At 61.1% G+C, this 15,014-nt stretch carries 10 protein-coding genes; 2 read left to right on the top strand and 8 right to left on the bottom strand.

Translation table 11 applies throughout. The features are described from left to right. Positions 1 to 58 precede the first annotated feature (58 nt). Positions 59 to 1,654, top strand: coding sequence for an ABC transporter substrate-binding protein (locus HYZ49_12360; protein MBI3243077.1), 1,596 nt, complete (start codon positions 59 to 61; stop codon positions 1,652 to 1,654). A gap of 112 nt (positions 1,655 to 1,766) precedes the next feature. Next, complete coding sequence (locus HYZ49_12355; GenBank protein ID MBI3243076.1) at positions 1,767 to 3,290, top strand: aldehyde dehydrogenase family protein; 1,524 nt, start codon at positions 1,767 to 1,769, stop codon at positions 3,288 to 3,290. A gap of 15 nt (positions 3,291 to 3,305) precedes the next feature. On the opposite strand, the gene HYZ49_12350 is transcribed toward HYZ49_12355, so the two are convergent. The 8 genes from HYZ49_12350 to HYZ49_12315 form a co-directional block, all read right to left on the bottom strand. Continuing rightward, positions 3,306 to 4,634: a DUF2399 domain-containing protein gene (locus HYZ49_12350; GenBank protein MBI3243075.1), complete on the bottom strand. Its 1,329-nt coding sequence runs from the start codon at positions 4,632 to 4,634 to the stop codon at positions 3,306 to 3,308. After that, entirely contained in the window at positions 4,631 to 7,942 is a 3,312-nt protein-coding gene (locus tag HYZ49_12345) for a hypothetical protein (GenBank protein MBI3243074.1), read from the bottom strand. Before HYZ49_12345 ends, HYZ49_12350 begins: the two co-directional genes overlap by 4 nt. Positions 7,943 to 8,038: 96 nt before the next feature. Continuing rightward, positions 8,039 to 8,668, bottom strand: coding sequence for a DUF4194 domain-containing protein (locus HYZ49_12340; protein ID MBI3243073.1), 630 nt, complete (start codon positions 8,666 to 8,668; stop codon positions 8,039 to 8,041). A 4-nt stretch (positions 8,669 to 8,672) separates the two neighbouring features. Next, a complete protein-coding gene (locus HYZ49_12335) occupies positions 8,673 to 10,106 on the bottom strand; it encodes a hypothetical protein (GenBank protein MBI3243072.1) in 1,434 nt (477 codons plus the stop codon). Next, a complete protein-coding gene (locus HYZ49_12330; GenBank protein ID MBI3243071.1) occupies positions 10,087 to 10,332 on the bottom strand; it encodes a helix-turn-helix transcriptional regulator in 246 nt (81 codons plus the stop codon). Before HYZ49_12330 ends, HYZ49_12335 begins: the two co-directional genes overlap by 20 nt. Positions 10,333 to 10,568: 236 nt before the next feature. After that, positions 10,569 to 10,826 (bottom strand): BrnA antitoxin family protein, encoded by a 258-nt coding sequence (locus HYZ49_12325; GenBank protein ID MBI3243070.1) that lies wholly within the window; start codon positions 10,824 to 10,826, stop codon positions 10,569 to 10,571. A gap of 205 nt (positions 10,827 to 11,031) precedes the next feature. Continuing rightward, positions 11,032 to 12,858: an ABC transporter ATP-binding protein gene (locus HYZ49_12320; protein ID MBI3243069.1), complete on the bottom strand. Its 1,827-nt coding sequence runs from the start codon at positions 12,856 to 12,858 to the stop codon at positions 11,032 to 11,034. Positions 12,859 to 13,036: 178 nt separating this feature from the next. After that, positions 13,037 to 14,887, bottom strand: a complete 1,851-nt coding sequence (locus HYZ49_12315; GenBank protein MBI3243068.1) for an ABC transporter ATP-binding protein — start codon at positions 14,885 to 14,887, stop codon at positions 13,037 to 13,039. Positions 14,888 to 15,014: the final 127 nt, after the last annotated feature.

The following is a 15,014-nucleotide window of genomic DNA, read 5'->3' as shown; positions in this document are numbered from 1 at the left end:
TCGCGGGTTGTAAAATAGATTCGGTGCTATTGCATCACAACTTCAAGAGGAGCTTGTAATGAAGAAATTCAATCCCCTGCCGGCTTTGCTGGTATTGGCCGTAATCATTTTTGCCGCCTGCGCCAGTCCTACCGCCACAACAGAAGCCCCTGTTGCTACTGAGGCGCCAGTGGCTACGGAACTCCCAGCGGCCACTGCCGCTCCCGCCGCCGAGGCTCCGGCAGCCACGGAACTCCCGGCCCCGACCGAGATCGCTGTTGCCATCGCCAATGACCCGGCGACGCTTGACCCGCAGGTGACCGAGGATGACAACGAGCGCGCCGTCAACGACAGCGTCTACGAAACCCTGCTCGCTCGCGACGAGAACATGAACATCGTCCCGAACCTGGCAACGGATTACAAGCAGATTAACGATACGACCTGGCAGTTCAAGTTGCGTGAAGGCGTCACTTTCCACAACGGCGAGCCGTTCAATGCCGACGCCGTCGTCTTCAGCGTCAACCGCATTATTGACCCTGAACTCAAATCGGATCAGGTTTCGTTCTTTGGGACTATCGTCCGCGCTGAGAAAGTGGACGGCCTCACCATCAACATCCTTACCTCCAGCCCCGACCCGATCCTGCCAGCCCGCCTGTGCTGGCTGAAGATCGTCGAACCCAGGCACGCCCAGAGCGATCCTGAAGTCTTCGCCGCCACACCCATCGGCACCGGCCCCTACAAGTTTGTGAAGTGGGATCGCGGCGTGGAAATCGTCATCGAAGCCAACGCCGATTACTGGGGCGGCAAGCCGCCGATTGACGTGGTGCATCTGCGCCCGATTCTGGAAGAGTCCACCCGCCTGGCCGCCCTTCAGGCCGGCGAGGTTGACCTGGTCTTCGGCCTCTTGCCGGAGCAAATCGCTCAAGCGCCGGTAGTCCTGCACACGCCCGGCCTGGAGTTCCCGATGATCCTGCTTTCCAACCGGGACGGCTCGCCCATCGCCGACGCGCGCCTGCGCCAGGCCATGAACTACGCAGTGGACAAGGATGCAATCGCCGACTCGCTTTACGGCGGTTTCGCCGTTCCGGCAGACGGCCAAATCCTCACCCCCGGCCACTTTGGCTACAATCCAAATGTCAAGGCTTATCCCTACGATCCCGGCAAAGCCCGACAACTGATTCAGGAAGCCGGTTACGACGGCAGAGAGATTCTTCTGGAAAGCGAAGTAGGCCGCTGGCTCAAGGACAAGGAACTGGTCGAAGTTATCGCCAGGCAACTGGCTGATGCCGGCTTCAATGTCGGAATCAACATTCGTGAGCTTTCCGACTACCTCGATGTTTTGTTCGACAAGGAGAACCGCGCCCCGATGATCTTTGTCTCACACGATAACTCGCTATTGGACGCCGACCGGACTCTGACTGCGTACTTCACCTGCGACGGCGCCGGGCCGTCCTACTGCAACGAGGAAGTCTCGGCGATGATCGTGGCGGCCCGCACCGAGCTTGACCCGGTCAAGCGCGAAGAGATGTATCACCAGATCGTCCAGAGGGCGCATGACGAAGCGGCAGTTCTGTACCTGCTCAACGCCGAGAATATCTACGGGCTGAGCAACCGCCTGATTTGGACTCCGCGGCGTGACGCCCGATTGTTGTATGCGACCATGAACCTGAAGTAGTTGTACAATGCGGGCGGCGGCGACAGCGCGTTCGTTTTTGATGGGCACGGCACAGTGGGCCTTGCATTCCGACGATCCGTTTTGGAACGGTTCTATTTCCTGAGGAGACGATATGAAAGCTTTATTGGAGAAACTTCAACTCAAAGAGGTGAACGCGGGCGCGTGCGTCGGGGCCGATGACTGGCTGACCGACTCGAACGGCAAAGAGCTTGTCTCGCTCAACCCGGCCACCGGCGAGCCGATTGCGAAAGTGATCCAGGCGACGGCGGCCAGTTACGACGCCGTTGCCCGCCGGGCAACCGACTCGTTCAAGTCGTGGCGCATGGTTCCGGCCCCCAAGCGCGGCGACCTGGTGCGCGACCTGGGCAACGCTCTGCGTGAATACAAGGAGCCGCTCGGCGAACTGGTGACTCTGGAGATGGGCAAGATAAAACCCGAAGGCCTGGGTGAAGTGCAGGAGATGATTGACATTTGCGATTTCGCAGTGGGCCAGTCGCGCATGTTATACGGCCTGACGACGCACTCCGAGCGCCCCGGCCACCGTATGTACGAGCAGTGGCACCCGCTGGGCGTGATCGGCATTATCACCGCCTTCAACTTTCCCACCGCCGTGTGGTCGTGGAACGCGGCCATCGCCGCCGTCTGCGGTGACACCATGATCTGGAAACCTTCGCCTCTCACACCGCTGTGCGCCGTCGCCGTGCAACACATTGCCAACCGGGTGATGGCCGACCACGGCGTGGCTGGCATCTTTAATTTGGTGATTGGCGGCAACGAGGAGATTGGCGAACGGATGATCAACGATGCTCACCTGCCCCTCATCTCGTTCACCGGCTCGATCCGCACGGGCCGCCACGTGGCCGAAGCGGTGGCCCGGCGGCTGGGCCGGACCATTCTCGAACTGGGCGGCAACAACGGCATCATCGTCGCCGAAGACGCCGATCTCAAGCTCGCCACTCGCGCCATTGTGTTCGGGGCGGTAGGCACCGCCGGCCAGCGTTGCACCAGCACCCGCCGCCTCATCATGCACAAGAGCGTTGCCGGGGAACTCACCGACCGCCTGGTGAAGGCTTACAAGCAAGTGCCGATTGGAGACCCGATGGACGAAGAGGTGTTGATGGGGCCGTTGGCAACTGAGAGCGCCGTGAACAACATGTTTGCCGCGCTGGAGCGGGCCAAAGAGCAGGGCGGCGAGATTCTCGCCGGCGGCAAACGACTGCCGGACAAAGGGCCGGGGTTTGTCGAGCCGACTCTGGTGAAGATGCCGAAGCAAATGCCAATTGTGTGTGACGAGACATTTGCGCCGATCCTTTATCTGATGGAATACGACTCGCTCGACGAAGCGATTGCCATGCACAACGACGTGCCGCAGGGCTTGTCGTCGGCTATGTTCACCACCAACCTCCTTTCAGCCGAGACCTTCCTTTCGGTCTCCGGTTCCGATTGCGGCCTGGCGAACGTCAACATCGGCACGAGTGGGGCCGAGATCGGGCTGGGCTTCGGCGGCGAGAAGGAGACGGGCGGCGGGCGCGAGTCCGGCTCGGATGCCTGGAAGGCTTACATGCGCCGCCAGTCGAACGTTGTCAACTGGTCGAAGGAATTGCCGCTGGCGCAGGGCATCAAGTTTGGCGATTGAAAATAGATTTGGGACTCACTCGGATTTTGGAACCGGTAAAACGGTTGCGTGTCCTTCAGGCGCGCTGGCGATGGCTTCCTGTTCCAGCTTCAAACCACATTGTAAAAGGTGGGCGATGAGGGGGCGCATGTCGGCCAGGGCGGGGCGGCGGGTGAGGCGGGTGAGGTTGGCAACGTCGGCGGAGGAGAGGGGCCGCGCCCAGCGCGAGTGAGAGTCGAGCGTCTCAATATCCATCCGATAAGGTTGAGCGTCCCGGTTCACTTGTTCGCGCAGCTGGGCCAGGATGTTGAGGCCGCCGTAGTCAATGTCGGCCCAAACGAACAGCGCCGTTTCTTCGGGCAGGCAACGGAGCAGGTGGCGGCAGGCGGGCGAGGGGTTGCCCCACAGACAAATGGCCGATAGTGGATCGCGGTTTCCCCGGATGAGTTCGTAGAAAGAAGTCGGGTTCTCGACGCAGATGACGTTCGGGGTCGAAACAGAGGCGCGTTTTAGACGCGCCGCCTGCGCCGCCGGGATGCCGACCGACGGCTGAAACTCGCCGAGCAAGAGCGCCTGGCCGTCTTCGTCCACCAATTGCCACGGGCCGTGCAGGTAAAGATGGCCGGGGTTGGCGACCAGATTCAATTCCTGCAAAATTTCCGCGTTCGACAATTCCCGCCACTCGGCCTGGTGGCGCCGGGCCAGAGTCGTCACTGCGCCCATCAATTCGTCAAATCGTTTGCTGTCGTTGAAAAGGCGGACGCTGAAGACGCGGTAGGGCGTTTCCTCGCGCACCTCGTCGAGCGCGGCCAGGGCGGTGAGCAGGTCGCGATTGAAATCGTCGTCGGCGAGGCTGAACGGTGCCGGCGATTTTTCTTCGCGCAGTTGGCCAATGGCGGCGTCAATGGCCTGCCGCCGCCAGTCGGAGAATCGGAATCGGTCGCCCAACAGAATCTCGCCCAGGCGGGCGCGGCGGGTTGCCAGCGGCGTGCGCTTGAGGAGGTTGAAAACAGAGTCGGCTTGTTCGGGGATCAGGGTGACGGCGGCCAGCAGGTGGCCGGTCTCGCCGGGTTGCCAGGCCAATCGAACAATGCCCGCCTCTTCAAGACGGGTAAGTTGTTCGTTGGCAATCTGGCGCGGGGCGGGATCGGCCTGGCTGTGGTAAGCGAGGTGAGGCAGAGCGTTTAAGTTGCAGCGGATGGCCCGCCTCACTCCTCCGGCCCCCCTCTCCTGTCGCTCCTTCGACTTTGCTTCGCGTCGCTCACGCAAAGCGTGCGCGACCGGAGAGAGGGGTGGGCGGCGCTCGAAAGCGTCGAGCAAATCATTCAGGATGGCGGCAACGTCGGCGGAGGGAGTGAAATTCATCCCCCTTCCAACTCCTTCATCATCTCCGCCTTGTCAATTTCAATCACAAACGAATGCCCGTTTTTGCGGACGACGGTGCGAACCGAGTCGACGTGGGCCAGGAGCGCGCCTGATTTGTCGGGCGGAGTCGCCAGGAGCACCTGCAGACCCGTATCGCGCATGAATTGCAGGGCGCTGGCTGTGCGGGCCGTGTCCATCTTCGAGAATGCTTCGTCGAAGAGCGCCAGACGGATTGTGTCCGAAGGGCGAGGCTGGTTGAGGCGGTAGGCCTGGGCGAACGAGGCGGCCATGGCCACGTAGAACGGCGTCGTCGTCTCACCGCCCGACTTCTTGGCGTTGATCTGGCTCAACAGGGCGCGGTCACTGTTGGGGTAGTGAATGCGGATGTCGTATTCAAGGTAGTTGCGATAGTCCTGAAGCTCGCGCAGATCGCTGGCCGTCTCGTCGTCGGTGCGCGTCAGCCGCTCAAACAGCAAATCCCAGCCCTGCTGGTGCTTCTGCCGGAAGTCGGACTCGAACAGCGAGTCGCCCAACACCTGCTGGCTGTCCACGATCATGTCGTGGACTTGTTTGAGGGCGGGCGAGGCGCGGGTGATAAACTCGAACCGCTCGCCGCCGAAACGCAAATCCTTCAAAGTTGCGTTCAGGTAATCCAACTGCTGGCGGGCGTCGTCAATCTGCTCGCGCAGGCGGTGAATAAAGTTCTCCACCAACTCCTGCTCGGCCAGGGCGCGCTGGCTGGCAATGCGCGCCTCGTACTGCGGCAGTTCCGACTTCTCGAACTTCTCGCGCTCGGCGGTGTAACGCGCCGCGTCTTCGTCGGTGTCGTAGCCGAAATCGTACTTGAGGCTGTAAGCCTGCTTGGCTTCGCGCAACCGGTCGCGGCTCCGGGCCTCGGCGGTTTGATAGTCGCCCTCGTAGCGGGTGGCGTTGGCCAGCACCGTCTCCAGCGGCTGGCGCTCGCGGCGGCGGCTGTACTCTTTTTCGATCTCCTCGATCGTTTCTGGATCGGCCGCCTCGGATTCGAGGAACTGTTTTGCGCTTTGACTCGCCGCCTCCACCGAACTTTCCAACCGGGGAACCGTCTCTGTTTCCAGCGCCCTTGATCTGGCCTCAAGCCCGCCGGCGTGCTGGTCCAGCTCCCGGGCTTGATTCTGCAATCCGTCCAGTTCGTGCTGGCAACGATCCGCCTCAGCCTTCAACGCCTCCACCGAAGCCCGATCCAAACGTCCCAGTTCTTGGCGCAGTGTTCGCGCCTGACGGGTGATCTCAGGCAGGCGAGCCAAAAGCGGCAAGCCGTGTTCGAGTTCGAGCAGGGGCCGGGCCTTGTCGCGAGTGAGAGCGAGTCTTTCCTTCAAGGCCGCCGCCTGCCCGGCCAGGCCGGCCATCTCGCCGCCGATCTCTTTCAACCGCGCCTCGCGTTGCTCGATCTGGCGTGGCAGGGCGCGCTCGCCGATGAACCAGCGGTGATAGATGCGCGGGTTGAGGTGGCTGGTCGTAAAGTTGCGGCGCACGAAACACTCGCGAGTCACGGCGGCGCGGTGCTCGCGCAAATCTTCCAGCGAGTCGCACTTCACGTAGCCGCCCAGGACGAGGTCAACAAAGGCGCGGGCGGCCGGGTGGCCGGTGTGAACTTCGGCGGCCAGCGAATTGGAGCGGACACGTTGGGGCAGTTCATGAACTGCCCTTACGATGCGGGCCGAGTCGAGCAGGCCCACGCCGTGCAGGTTGTCTTGGTGCCGCCGCTCGCGATAGAGGCGCATAGCCTCGTCGTAGCGGCTTGGCGGAACCAGCAGGGTAAAGCGGTTGTGGCCGAGCACGCCCTCCACCGCGTCCTGCCACGTTTCATCCGGCACTTGCAATGCGGTGCAAAGGAAGAGCACCTCGTCGGCCCCCAGCCCAAGCTCGGCGCGGAGCAGGCGGCGCAGGCGGGCGGCTTCGGGCGCTTCGGTCTCGTAACTCGTCTCGCGGTCGCCCGTCTTCAGTTGCCGAATCTCTTTCTCAAGCTGTTCCCCTTCTTCACGCAGGGCGCGCACCTGCTCCTTGAGAATGGCTTCCCGGCTGGCATACTCCTGGCCCAGAGCTTCAATGGAGGATTGGACGCTTCGCGTGGAAATTTGGGACTGAGGGTCGGCAATGAATTCGTCGAGGGCGGGCGGGACGGGGAGACCGTCGGCGAGGAGGAGTTTCCGCAACTTTTTGGCGTCGTCCACCTCGCGGGCGAGAGAGGCGGTGAGGCGCGATTCGCTCTCACGCAACTGCTTGAGTTCGGCGTCGAGGGTAACAATCTTCTCTCGCAAGTCGCGTTCGCGAATGGCGGTCGTGTCGGTCTGCAACGCCACTTGCGCCTCCACCGAAGCCGTTTGGGCGCGTTTGATCTGCTCGGCCAGGTCATCGCGCCCGAGGCGGGCGCGGCTGAGTTCCAGGCGGGCTTCGTCGAGTTCGAGCCGCCGCATTTTGAGATCGGCCAGGTGGGCGTCGGCCTGGGCGCGGCGCTGAACGTAGCCGTTGGTGACGCGGCGGCGGCGGTTGGCAAGCCGCTCCTGATCAAATTCGCCGATCTGATTGAGAACGGCAATGCGCTCGCGGATGTCGGCGGCCAGACCTTCGAAGTGGCGGAGCGTTTCGAGTTGCGCCTGCAGAGTCTTCACATCCACCAGATTCTCATCCAGCAAATACTCCGTCACAAACCGGCGGATGTCGGTGAGCGGGGTGAAGGCCAGGCCTTTGACGATGCGCGACGGGAAGGTTTCGCGAAGCTGGCCGAGGCGGTTGAGCAGGTGAAAGCGGTAATCTTCGACGCGGGCAAAGACTTCGGCCTTGGCCCGGCGCGGCAGGGCAAAGTGCTCGAGGTGACGTTTGAAAGCGCGAGTGTCGAAGAGCAGGCCGGGCGCTTTGAAGAACCAATCGTCGTTCAACTGCGCGTTGTGAACAATGAAGTACAGCACGTCGGGAGCGCGTCCGTCTTCGTAAGCGTCAATGACGGCCCCGTGAACGAAGAAGGTGTCGTCCGGGTTGCGGAATTCGAGGGCGACCACGCCCGTCGTGTCGCCGCGCAAGTAACGCTGGCCCTCGGTGCCAAGTTCACCGCGCACGTAAGCGGCCAGCGAGCGCTTGCCGCCGGCCAGCGCCGCCTGGTTGAATTTCACATCGCGCTGGCCGCCCACCAGGGCAAACTGCACTGCATCCAGAATCGTGGACTTGCCTACGCCGTTGACGCCGATGAGATAGGTCGTGCCGTTGCAGGTAACGGTTGTGTTTTCAAACAGATGCCAGTTGACGAGGCGGATGCGGGTTAGAGTCTTCATGGTCGGTTAGTCTGGTGGTCGAGTGGTCGTGTAGTTCGGTGGTCAAGCCGGCGGTCGTAAAATGCCCTTTGACCACCCGACTGCTTGACTACTCGACTACTCAACTTCCTCCTCTTCCTTTTCCACCTTTTGGTACTTCTTCACCCAGGCTTCCATCTCACCCGCCGTTTTCACCGGCAAGATCAATTTCACCGAGCCGCGCAAGCGCAGGCGAGTCTCTCCGTTGCGCACGTCAATCGTCTTGCCGTCGAGCGCCTCCACCAATCCCATCGTCCGCAACTTGCGCAGGATGGTTTCGTACTGGACGATGCCCAGATCGCGTTCCTTGCCGGTGATGGCCCGATATTCTTCGCGCACTTCACTCACGGTGACCACTGGATCGTTGGCCAGGCTGAGGCGTTCCATGTGTTCCTCGTACAGCTTGCGCAGAACGACGATCATCAATGTTTCGTCCAGCCGGTAGTGTGCGCGGCAATAACTGAACTCGGAGACGGCCTGAAAGATGCGGTGGTAGTCGTCGTGCAAAAGATTGAAGCCGGCCAGGTTGACGGCGCTTTCGACAACCGGGCGGTAGCGATGGACAAAATAATAATCGTCCTTGTCCTCTTCCACGTCCTGATACAGGAAAGTCTCTCCCAACAGGCGGTTGACCACCCGCGGCAGGTCGCGGCGGGCTTTGTCGGGGAGATCGGTGAGGCCGGGCAGGACGGTTGTTTCGAGGGCCATGGCGTTAAAGCTTGGAAAATTGGAAGGGAACGACACGATAGAGGCCGAGTTGGACGGGGTCGCCGTCAACCACTTCAATTCCGTAACTCACTTCGGGATGGTGGCCGTAGGCGATGATGGTGGTTAGCAAGTGCAGGTCGGCGGTGACTTCAGGCGGGAGTTCGGAGACGTGCAGGTGGCGGTGGCCGTTGAAGAATCCGAGAACGTAGCGGTTGACCTTGTCGGGCGTGAGGGCCTGGGTTACATCTTGCAGAGTGTCAGCGCGCAAGGTGGCCAATTCACCCGGAGTGAGGGCCGGAGAAACAAGGGCCACCGGGGTGAACGGCGCGCGGCGCTGAGGCGGGGTGTAGAAGCTGTGCAGGTCCGGCTCGCGCACCGGATGAAGTTGAGGATACGGCATCTCGTCCGGCAAAAAAAATTCGCCCTCGCTCTGCATCGCCGCCAGCCCGCGCCCCAGCGAAACCAGCCGCTCCTTGAAACTGCCGTCGGCGCTGATCAGTTGATAGCGAATCTGCCGGAGAGAAGTTCGCAAGTATTGCGCGTGGCGGCGGTCAATTTCTTCGAGCAGAGGGTCGAGGCTCTCCAGTTGATGGATGATGAACTGGATGGCGTGGCTGATCTCCTGCTCGGCCTGAGCGGGGGTGTAGCGTCCCTGGGCGGCCAACTCGGCGGCGGTGTTTTCGAGCCAGTCGCGGTTGCGCGCCCACGATCCCAGCTTGGCTACGATGTCACGCCGGTAGCGCGAAACATGGTCGGAAGTTTTGAGGGCGTGATAGGCCGGGCCAAGCGTTTGCGCGTAATCGTCGAACTGCAATCGCAGAAGCTCGGCCGGGTCGCGCCCGCGGGTGGCCCGTTCGATGTAGCGGCGGATGTTCTGGTTGAGTTCGTTGAGGCCGCGCACCACCTGCCGCACGTTTTCGTAAGCCTGAGTGAGGGCCAGCGCCGGCGAGAAGTCTTTGTTGCGCGAACCGGCCAGCAGTTGATGGGCGGTGTAAAGCTGGCCGCTGAACTCGCGCGGCTTCTGTTCCTGCACCACTCGCAAGGCTTCCAACAGGGTGAAGGCGTAGTCGGGCAGAGTGATGGTTTCGGTGTAGTCGGCGTGTTGTTCGCGCTCGACCCAGCCGGTGTCGGCCAGGCGACGAAGAAGGTAGGCCGCGTAATCGTGTTCGGTTTTCTGGCCGGTGAGGGAGGGGGAGTCCGTCTCGGAATCGGCGGCTTCCATCTCGGCGGCGATCTCCGCCTCGGCGCCCGCCGTTTTCAAATAATCCACGATCTCGGCAATGACCGTCTCGCGAGTCAGGCCGAAGCGGTTGAACTCGGCCAGCGAATACAGGCGGAGCAGGATGGCCATGTAATGGCGCTGCAGGGTGGTATAGCCCTGAGTGCTGAACAGGTTGAAGAGGTTGACGGGCAGAACGTCAAACGGGTTGGCGGCCATCGGCGTCCCAGAGAAGAATGTCTTCGATGCGGCAGTTGAGGGCGGCGCACAAGCGCCCCAGCGCATCGAGATCAATATAACGCGCTTCGCCGGAATCCAGCCGGTAGACAAAGTCTTTGGGGACATTGGCCTGGTGCGCCAACTTGCGGAGCGTGAGCCGCTCGCCGGTGGCGGCTTGCTGTTTGCCGAGAAGGATGGTGAGTCTGCCGGAAGTAGAGATTTTCATGTCGAACTTTTGTTCTATTTGTCGTAGTATACGGCATACTGGCAGACGTGTCAAGAAGAAAAACCGATTCTTTAAGATAAATGGCCTTTCGGACAGACAACTGGCGTTAGGGTGTTCAAGGCTTGAGCGCCACTGCAGGTGAAGCGAGACGCTTGGCGTCACGCCCGGTTCTGAGGGCTGGGGCGCAGCAAAGCGCCCCGCCTACCCGGCTGGGCGGGCTATCCAGGCGCAGTGGATTAACCCCGACGTGTTACGGCTCGTGGTTGCGAACCGGCGGCTTTGTCGTGTTCTTTCATATAGGCACGCAACAAAGCATTCATCTTGGTTTGGTAGCCGCTTCCCTGCTTCTTGAACCACTCAATCACATCGCTGTCGAGCCGCAAGGTAAGTTGCCGTTTCGTAATTGGCTGGAGACCACGCCGGACAACGCCCTTGGCAAACATTTCGGGCGTGACTTCAGGAATATCCGAAAAGTCAATATCGGAATCCGTCATGGCATCCAGTCGTTTCAGGTTAGTACCCGATTTCCTCGAAGTAGAGTTTTTCTTCATTGCTTCTCGATGTTGACGAGTCGTTTGGCTTCATCCCATTCAAATCTCATGTATCAGATTGTAACTACGGTGGGTAACTTCGTCAATTGTGAACTTGCTGACTTGCTGACCTTCAATTCTCCAATCCTCTAATCCTCTGCCCCACCCTCTAACTTCCCACCTCCACCCTTCCCGTCATCTCTCCCAGCCGATACTCACGTTCCAAAGCCCGCCGGAACTGGCGGGTGTACAGTTGATAGTAGTGGCCGCGCTGGCGAAGCAGTTCGGCGTGCGACCCGGCTTCCGAGATGCCGCCGTTTTCGATCACCAGAATCCGGTCGGCCCGTTTGATCGTCGAGAGACGATGAGCGATCACAAAACTGGTGCGGCCTTTCATCAGCCGCTCCATGCCGCGTTGAATCAGGGCCTCGGTCAGCGTGTCCACCGAACTGGTGGCCTCGTCCATGATGAAGATGTCGGGCCGGGCCAGCACCGCCCGCGCCAGGCTGATCAACTGCTTCTGGCCCACCGAGAGCAGATTGCCGCCCTCGCCCACTTCAGCCTCGTAGCCTTTCTCAAGCGTGGCGATAAAATCGTGCGCGCCGGCGACGCGGGCCGCCTCTTCGATCTCGGAGTCGCTCGCGCCCAACCGCCCGTAGCGAATGTTCTCGCGCGCGGTTCCCGAAAACAAATGCGGTGTCTGTAACACCATGCCGATTCGCGATTGGATGGCGTGCAGGGACAAGCCGGTGGTGTCGTGGCCGCCGATGCGAATCGTCCCGCGCTTCGGCTCGTAGAACCGGCACAACAGGTTGACGATGGTGGACTTGCCGCCGCCGGTCGGCCCCACCAGGGCAATCGTCTCGCCTTGTTTCACCCGGAGGCTGAAATCCTTCAGAACCGGCTTGCCCGACTGGTAGTAAAACTCCACGTTATCGAACTCAATGTCACCGCGCAAGGTTCCCGGATCGTGCGCGTCGTCGCGATCCACCACCTCCGGCCGGGTGTCAATGAGCGAGAAGCTGCGCTCGGCGGAGGCCACCGCGTGTTGCAGTTCGGCGTACACCCGGGCCAGGTCTTGCACCGGCCAGAGCATGAAGGCGATGTAACCGATGAAGGCCTGCAAGTCGCCGACCGTCATCCCGCCGAGCGAGACCTGCCAGCCGCCGTACCAGGCCACACTGCTCAGGGCCAGGGCGCTGAGGAACTGCACCACCGGCAGAAAGAGCGCCGACAGCCAGGCGGCGCGAAACGAGGCGTGATACATCTGGCCGGTGAGGGCGGCGAACTCGTCCAGATTGGTTTCTTCGCGGTTGAGGGCCTTCACTACCCGGATGCCGGAGATGGTTTCGTTGTAAGCGCCGGTGATGCGCGAGTTGATCTTGCGAACTGCCCGGTACTCGTGCCGCAACAGAGTCTGGAATCGGGCCGCCACCAGAACCAGCACCGGGATGATCAGAAAGACCATCAGGCCCAGCTTCCAGTTCAGGTAAATCATGAAGGCCGAGGCGGTGGTGATGCTCATGATCGCCCAGACCACGTCGAGCAGGCCCCAGGTGATCAAGTCGGCGATGTGGCCGGTGTCCGAGGTCAGGCGCGACATGATCCAGCCGACCGGCGTCCGGTCAAAATACGAGAACGACAACTCCTGCAAGTGGTTGAACATCCGTTTGCGTAGATCGTATTGAACGCGCTCGGCCAGAATGCCGGCCAGGTAGATGAATCCCAAAACAGCCGCCGCCTGCACGACGGCCATGCCGCCGTAAATCGCCACCACTGTGATCAAAGCGCGAGTGTCGCCGGGGGTGATGCCCCGGTCAATAATCTGCTTCTTGAGAAAGTTGAAGGCGCCGTCCTGGGCGGCCACCAGCGCCACCAGGGCCACGAACCCGGCCAGCCACGGCCAGTGCGGCAGGGTGAGGCCCAACATCCGGCGAATCGTCCGGCCACTGACGGCGGCTTCAAAATCCTCTTCTTCAAATTCAAGGTGAGACATTTCTTGTTCCCCAGCAACTACGCACAGGCCACTGATAGAACGCAGATAAACGTGGATGCTTCACGAACGCTGATCTTCGCTGATTTTTTCAAAAAATATCTGCGACAATCTGCGCGCGAAGCGTCTGCGTAATCTGCGTTCCAATTTCCTGCCTCGTGAGTAGTTACCTCAACTATGACTAGACCAGCGCCGCCTCGGCTTCGATCTCCGGTTCAGCCGCCTCGGCGAACACATCCACTTCCTTCTGCACCTCCACCTCGATCTGCGCCTGCAAATCGTAGATGCGCCGGTAGAGTCCATCCTGCGCCAGTAGTTCCTCGTGGTTGCCGCGCTGGGCGATGCGCCCGCCTTCCAGCACCAGGATCAAGTCGGCGCTCATCACGCTCTGGATGCGGTGGGCGATGATGAACGTGGTGCGGCCCTGCATCAACCTTTCCAGCGCTTCACGGATGGCGGCCTCGGTTTCGGTATCCACCGCCGAGGTCGAGTCGTCGAGGATCAGAATGCGCGGGTCTTTCAACAAGGTGCGAGCAATCGCCACCCTCTGCTTCTGGCCGCCGGAGAGCGTGATCCCTTTTTCGCCCACCAGCGTGTTGTAGCCGGCAGGGAAACTTAAAATCACGTCATGGATGGCCGCCGCCCGCGCCGCCGCTTCCACTTCGGCGTCGGTCACTTCGCGGCCCACGCCGTAAGTGATGTTCTCGCGCAGGGTGCGCGAAAAGAGAAACGGCTCCTGCTCCACGATGCCGATCTGCTGGCGCAGAAACTGGCGCGGATAATCTTTCAGTTCCACGCCGTCGAGCCGGAGACTGCCAGCGTTGTAATCGTAGAAACGCGGCAGGAGGTTGACGAGCGACGTTTTCCCGGAGCCGGTCGGGCCGAGCAGAGCCACCACCCGGCCCGGCTCAACAGTGAAAGAGATATTTTTCAACACCCGGTGAGCGGCTTCGTACTCAAAGCCGACCTCGTTAAATTCCAGCTTGCCTCGCACCCGGCTCCCGGCCACGGGCCGGTGCTCGCCCAGGTCCAGCGGCTCGCGCTCCTCACGCACGACTTCCATCAAGCGGTTGTAAGAAACAAGGCCGGTGGAAGCCTGCACGATAAGGCGGCCCAACTCACGCATCGGCCAGATCAACTGCACCACCAGGCCCATGTAGGCCAGGTAGTCGCCGAGGGTGATGGCGCGGTTGATGGTCATGATCGCGCCGACGGTGAACCCGGCCAGCATCTGCCCGTTGCACAAAATGTCGGCTACCGGCCAAAAGAGCGAGTGCATGATGAGCAGTCGTTTGCCGCGCACGAACTTCTCCCAGTTGTCGCGCTCGAACTTGTCGCGTTCGTAAGCCTGGCGGGCAAAAGCCTTCACCACCCGCACGCCGGTCAGGTTTTCCTGCAACGTCGTGGACAGTTTGGAATCCTGCTCCTGATAGGCCTCGTAAACTTTCGACACGCGCTTGAAGAAGAAGACCGACATGATCACCACCAGCGGCACAACCAGAACCGAGAACAGCGCCAGTTGAACGTTGAGGCTCCACAAGGCGATCCAGTTGATGGCAAAGAGGAGGACGATGCGGCCCACGCCGACGGCCTGCTCGGCAAAGAAGCGGCGGACGGCGTCCACGTCCGAGGTGGCGCGCTGGATCAGGTCGCCGGTGGGTGTGCGGTCGTGGTAGGTGAACGAGAGCCGCTGGATGTGGTCGAACAGGTAGTTGCGCAGGCGCAGGGCAATGCCTTCCGCCGTGCGCGAGGCCAGCCGCCCGCTGAGGAAGGTGAAGACGCCCTCGGCCAGCGCCAGCCCGACGAAGCCCAGCGCCACCCAGGGCAACAGACTCATCATCGTCGAGCGGGCCAGGACATCATCTACCAGATAGCGGATGAGGAAGAAGGTGGCCGTCTTGGCAATAGTGGACAGCCCCAGAAACAGGGCCGCCCCGGCGTACACCGGGCGGAACTCGGCCAGCGCCCGCCACAGCCCGACGAACCGATTCTTGGAGAGGGTTATTTTGAAGTTGAAGGTATTTGTTGACATCGCTCTAAAACCAAAAAAATAAAACGGCCACAGTGCGGAAGCGCAACTGTGGCCGTAAATTCAAACGACACAAAGGCAAGAAAGACTCAGCCTCCAGGCGCGCCGGGATGATGGGTGGGTTGACCCG

Source organism: Chloroflexota bacterium, assembly GCA_016197225.1.
In the GTDB taxonomy this organism is placed as follows: Bacteria; Chloroflexota; Anaerolineae; order Anaerolineales; family VGOW01; genus VGOW01.
Note: the sequence above shows the minus strand (reverse complement) of the source record. Positions and strands in the feature narration are given on the sequence as shown.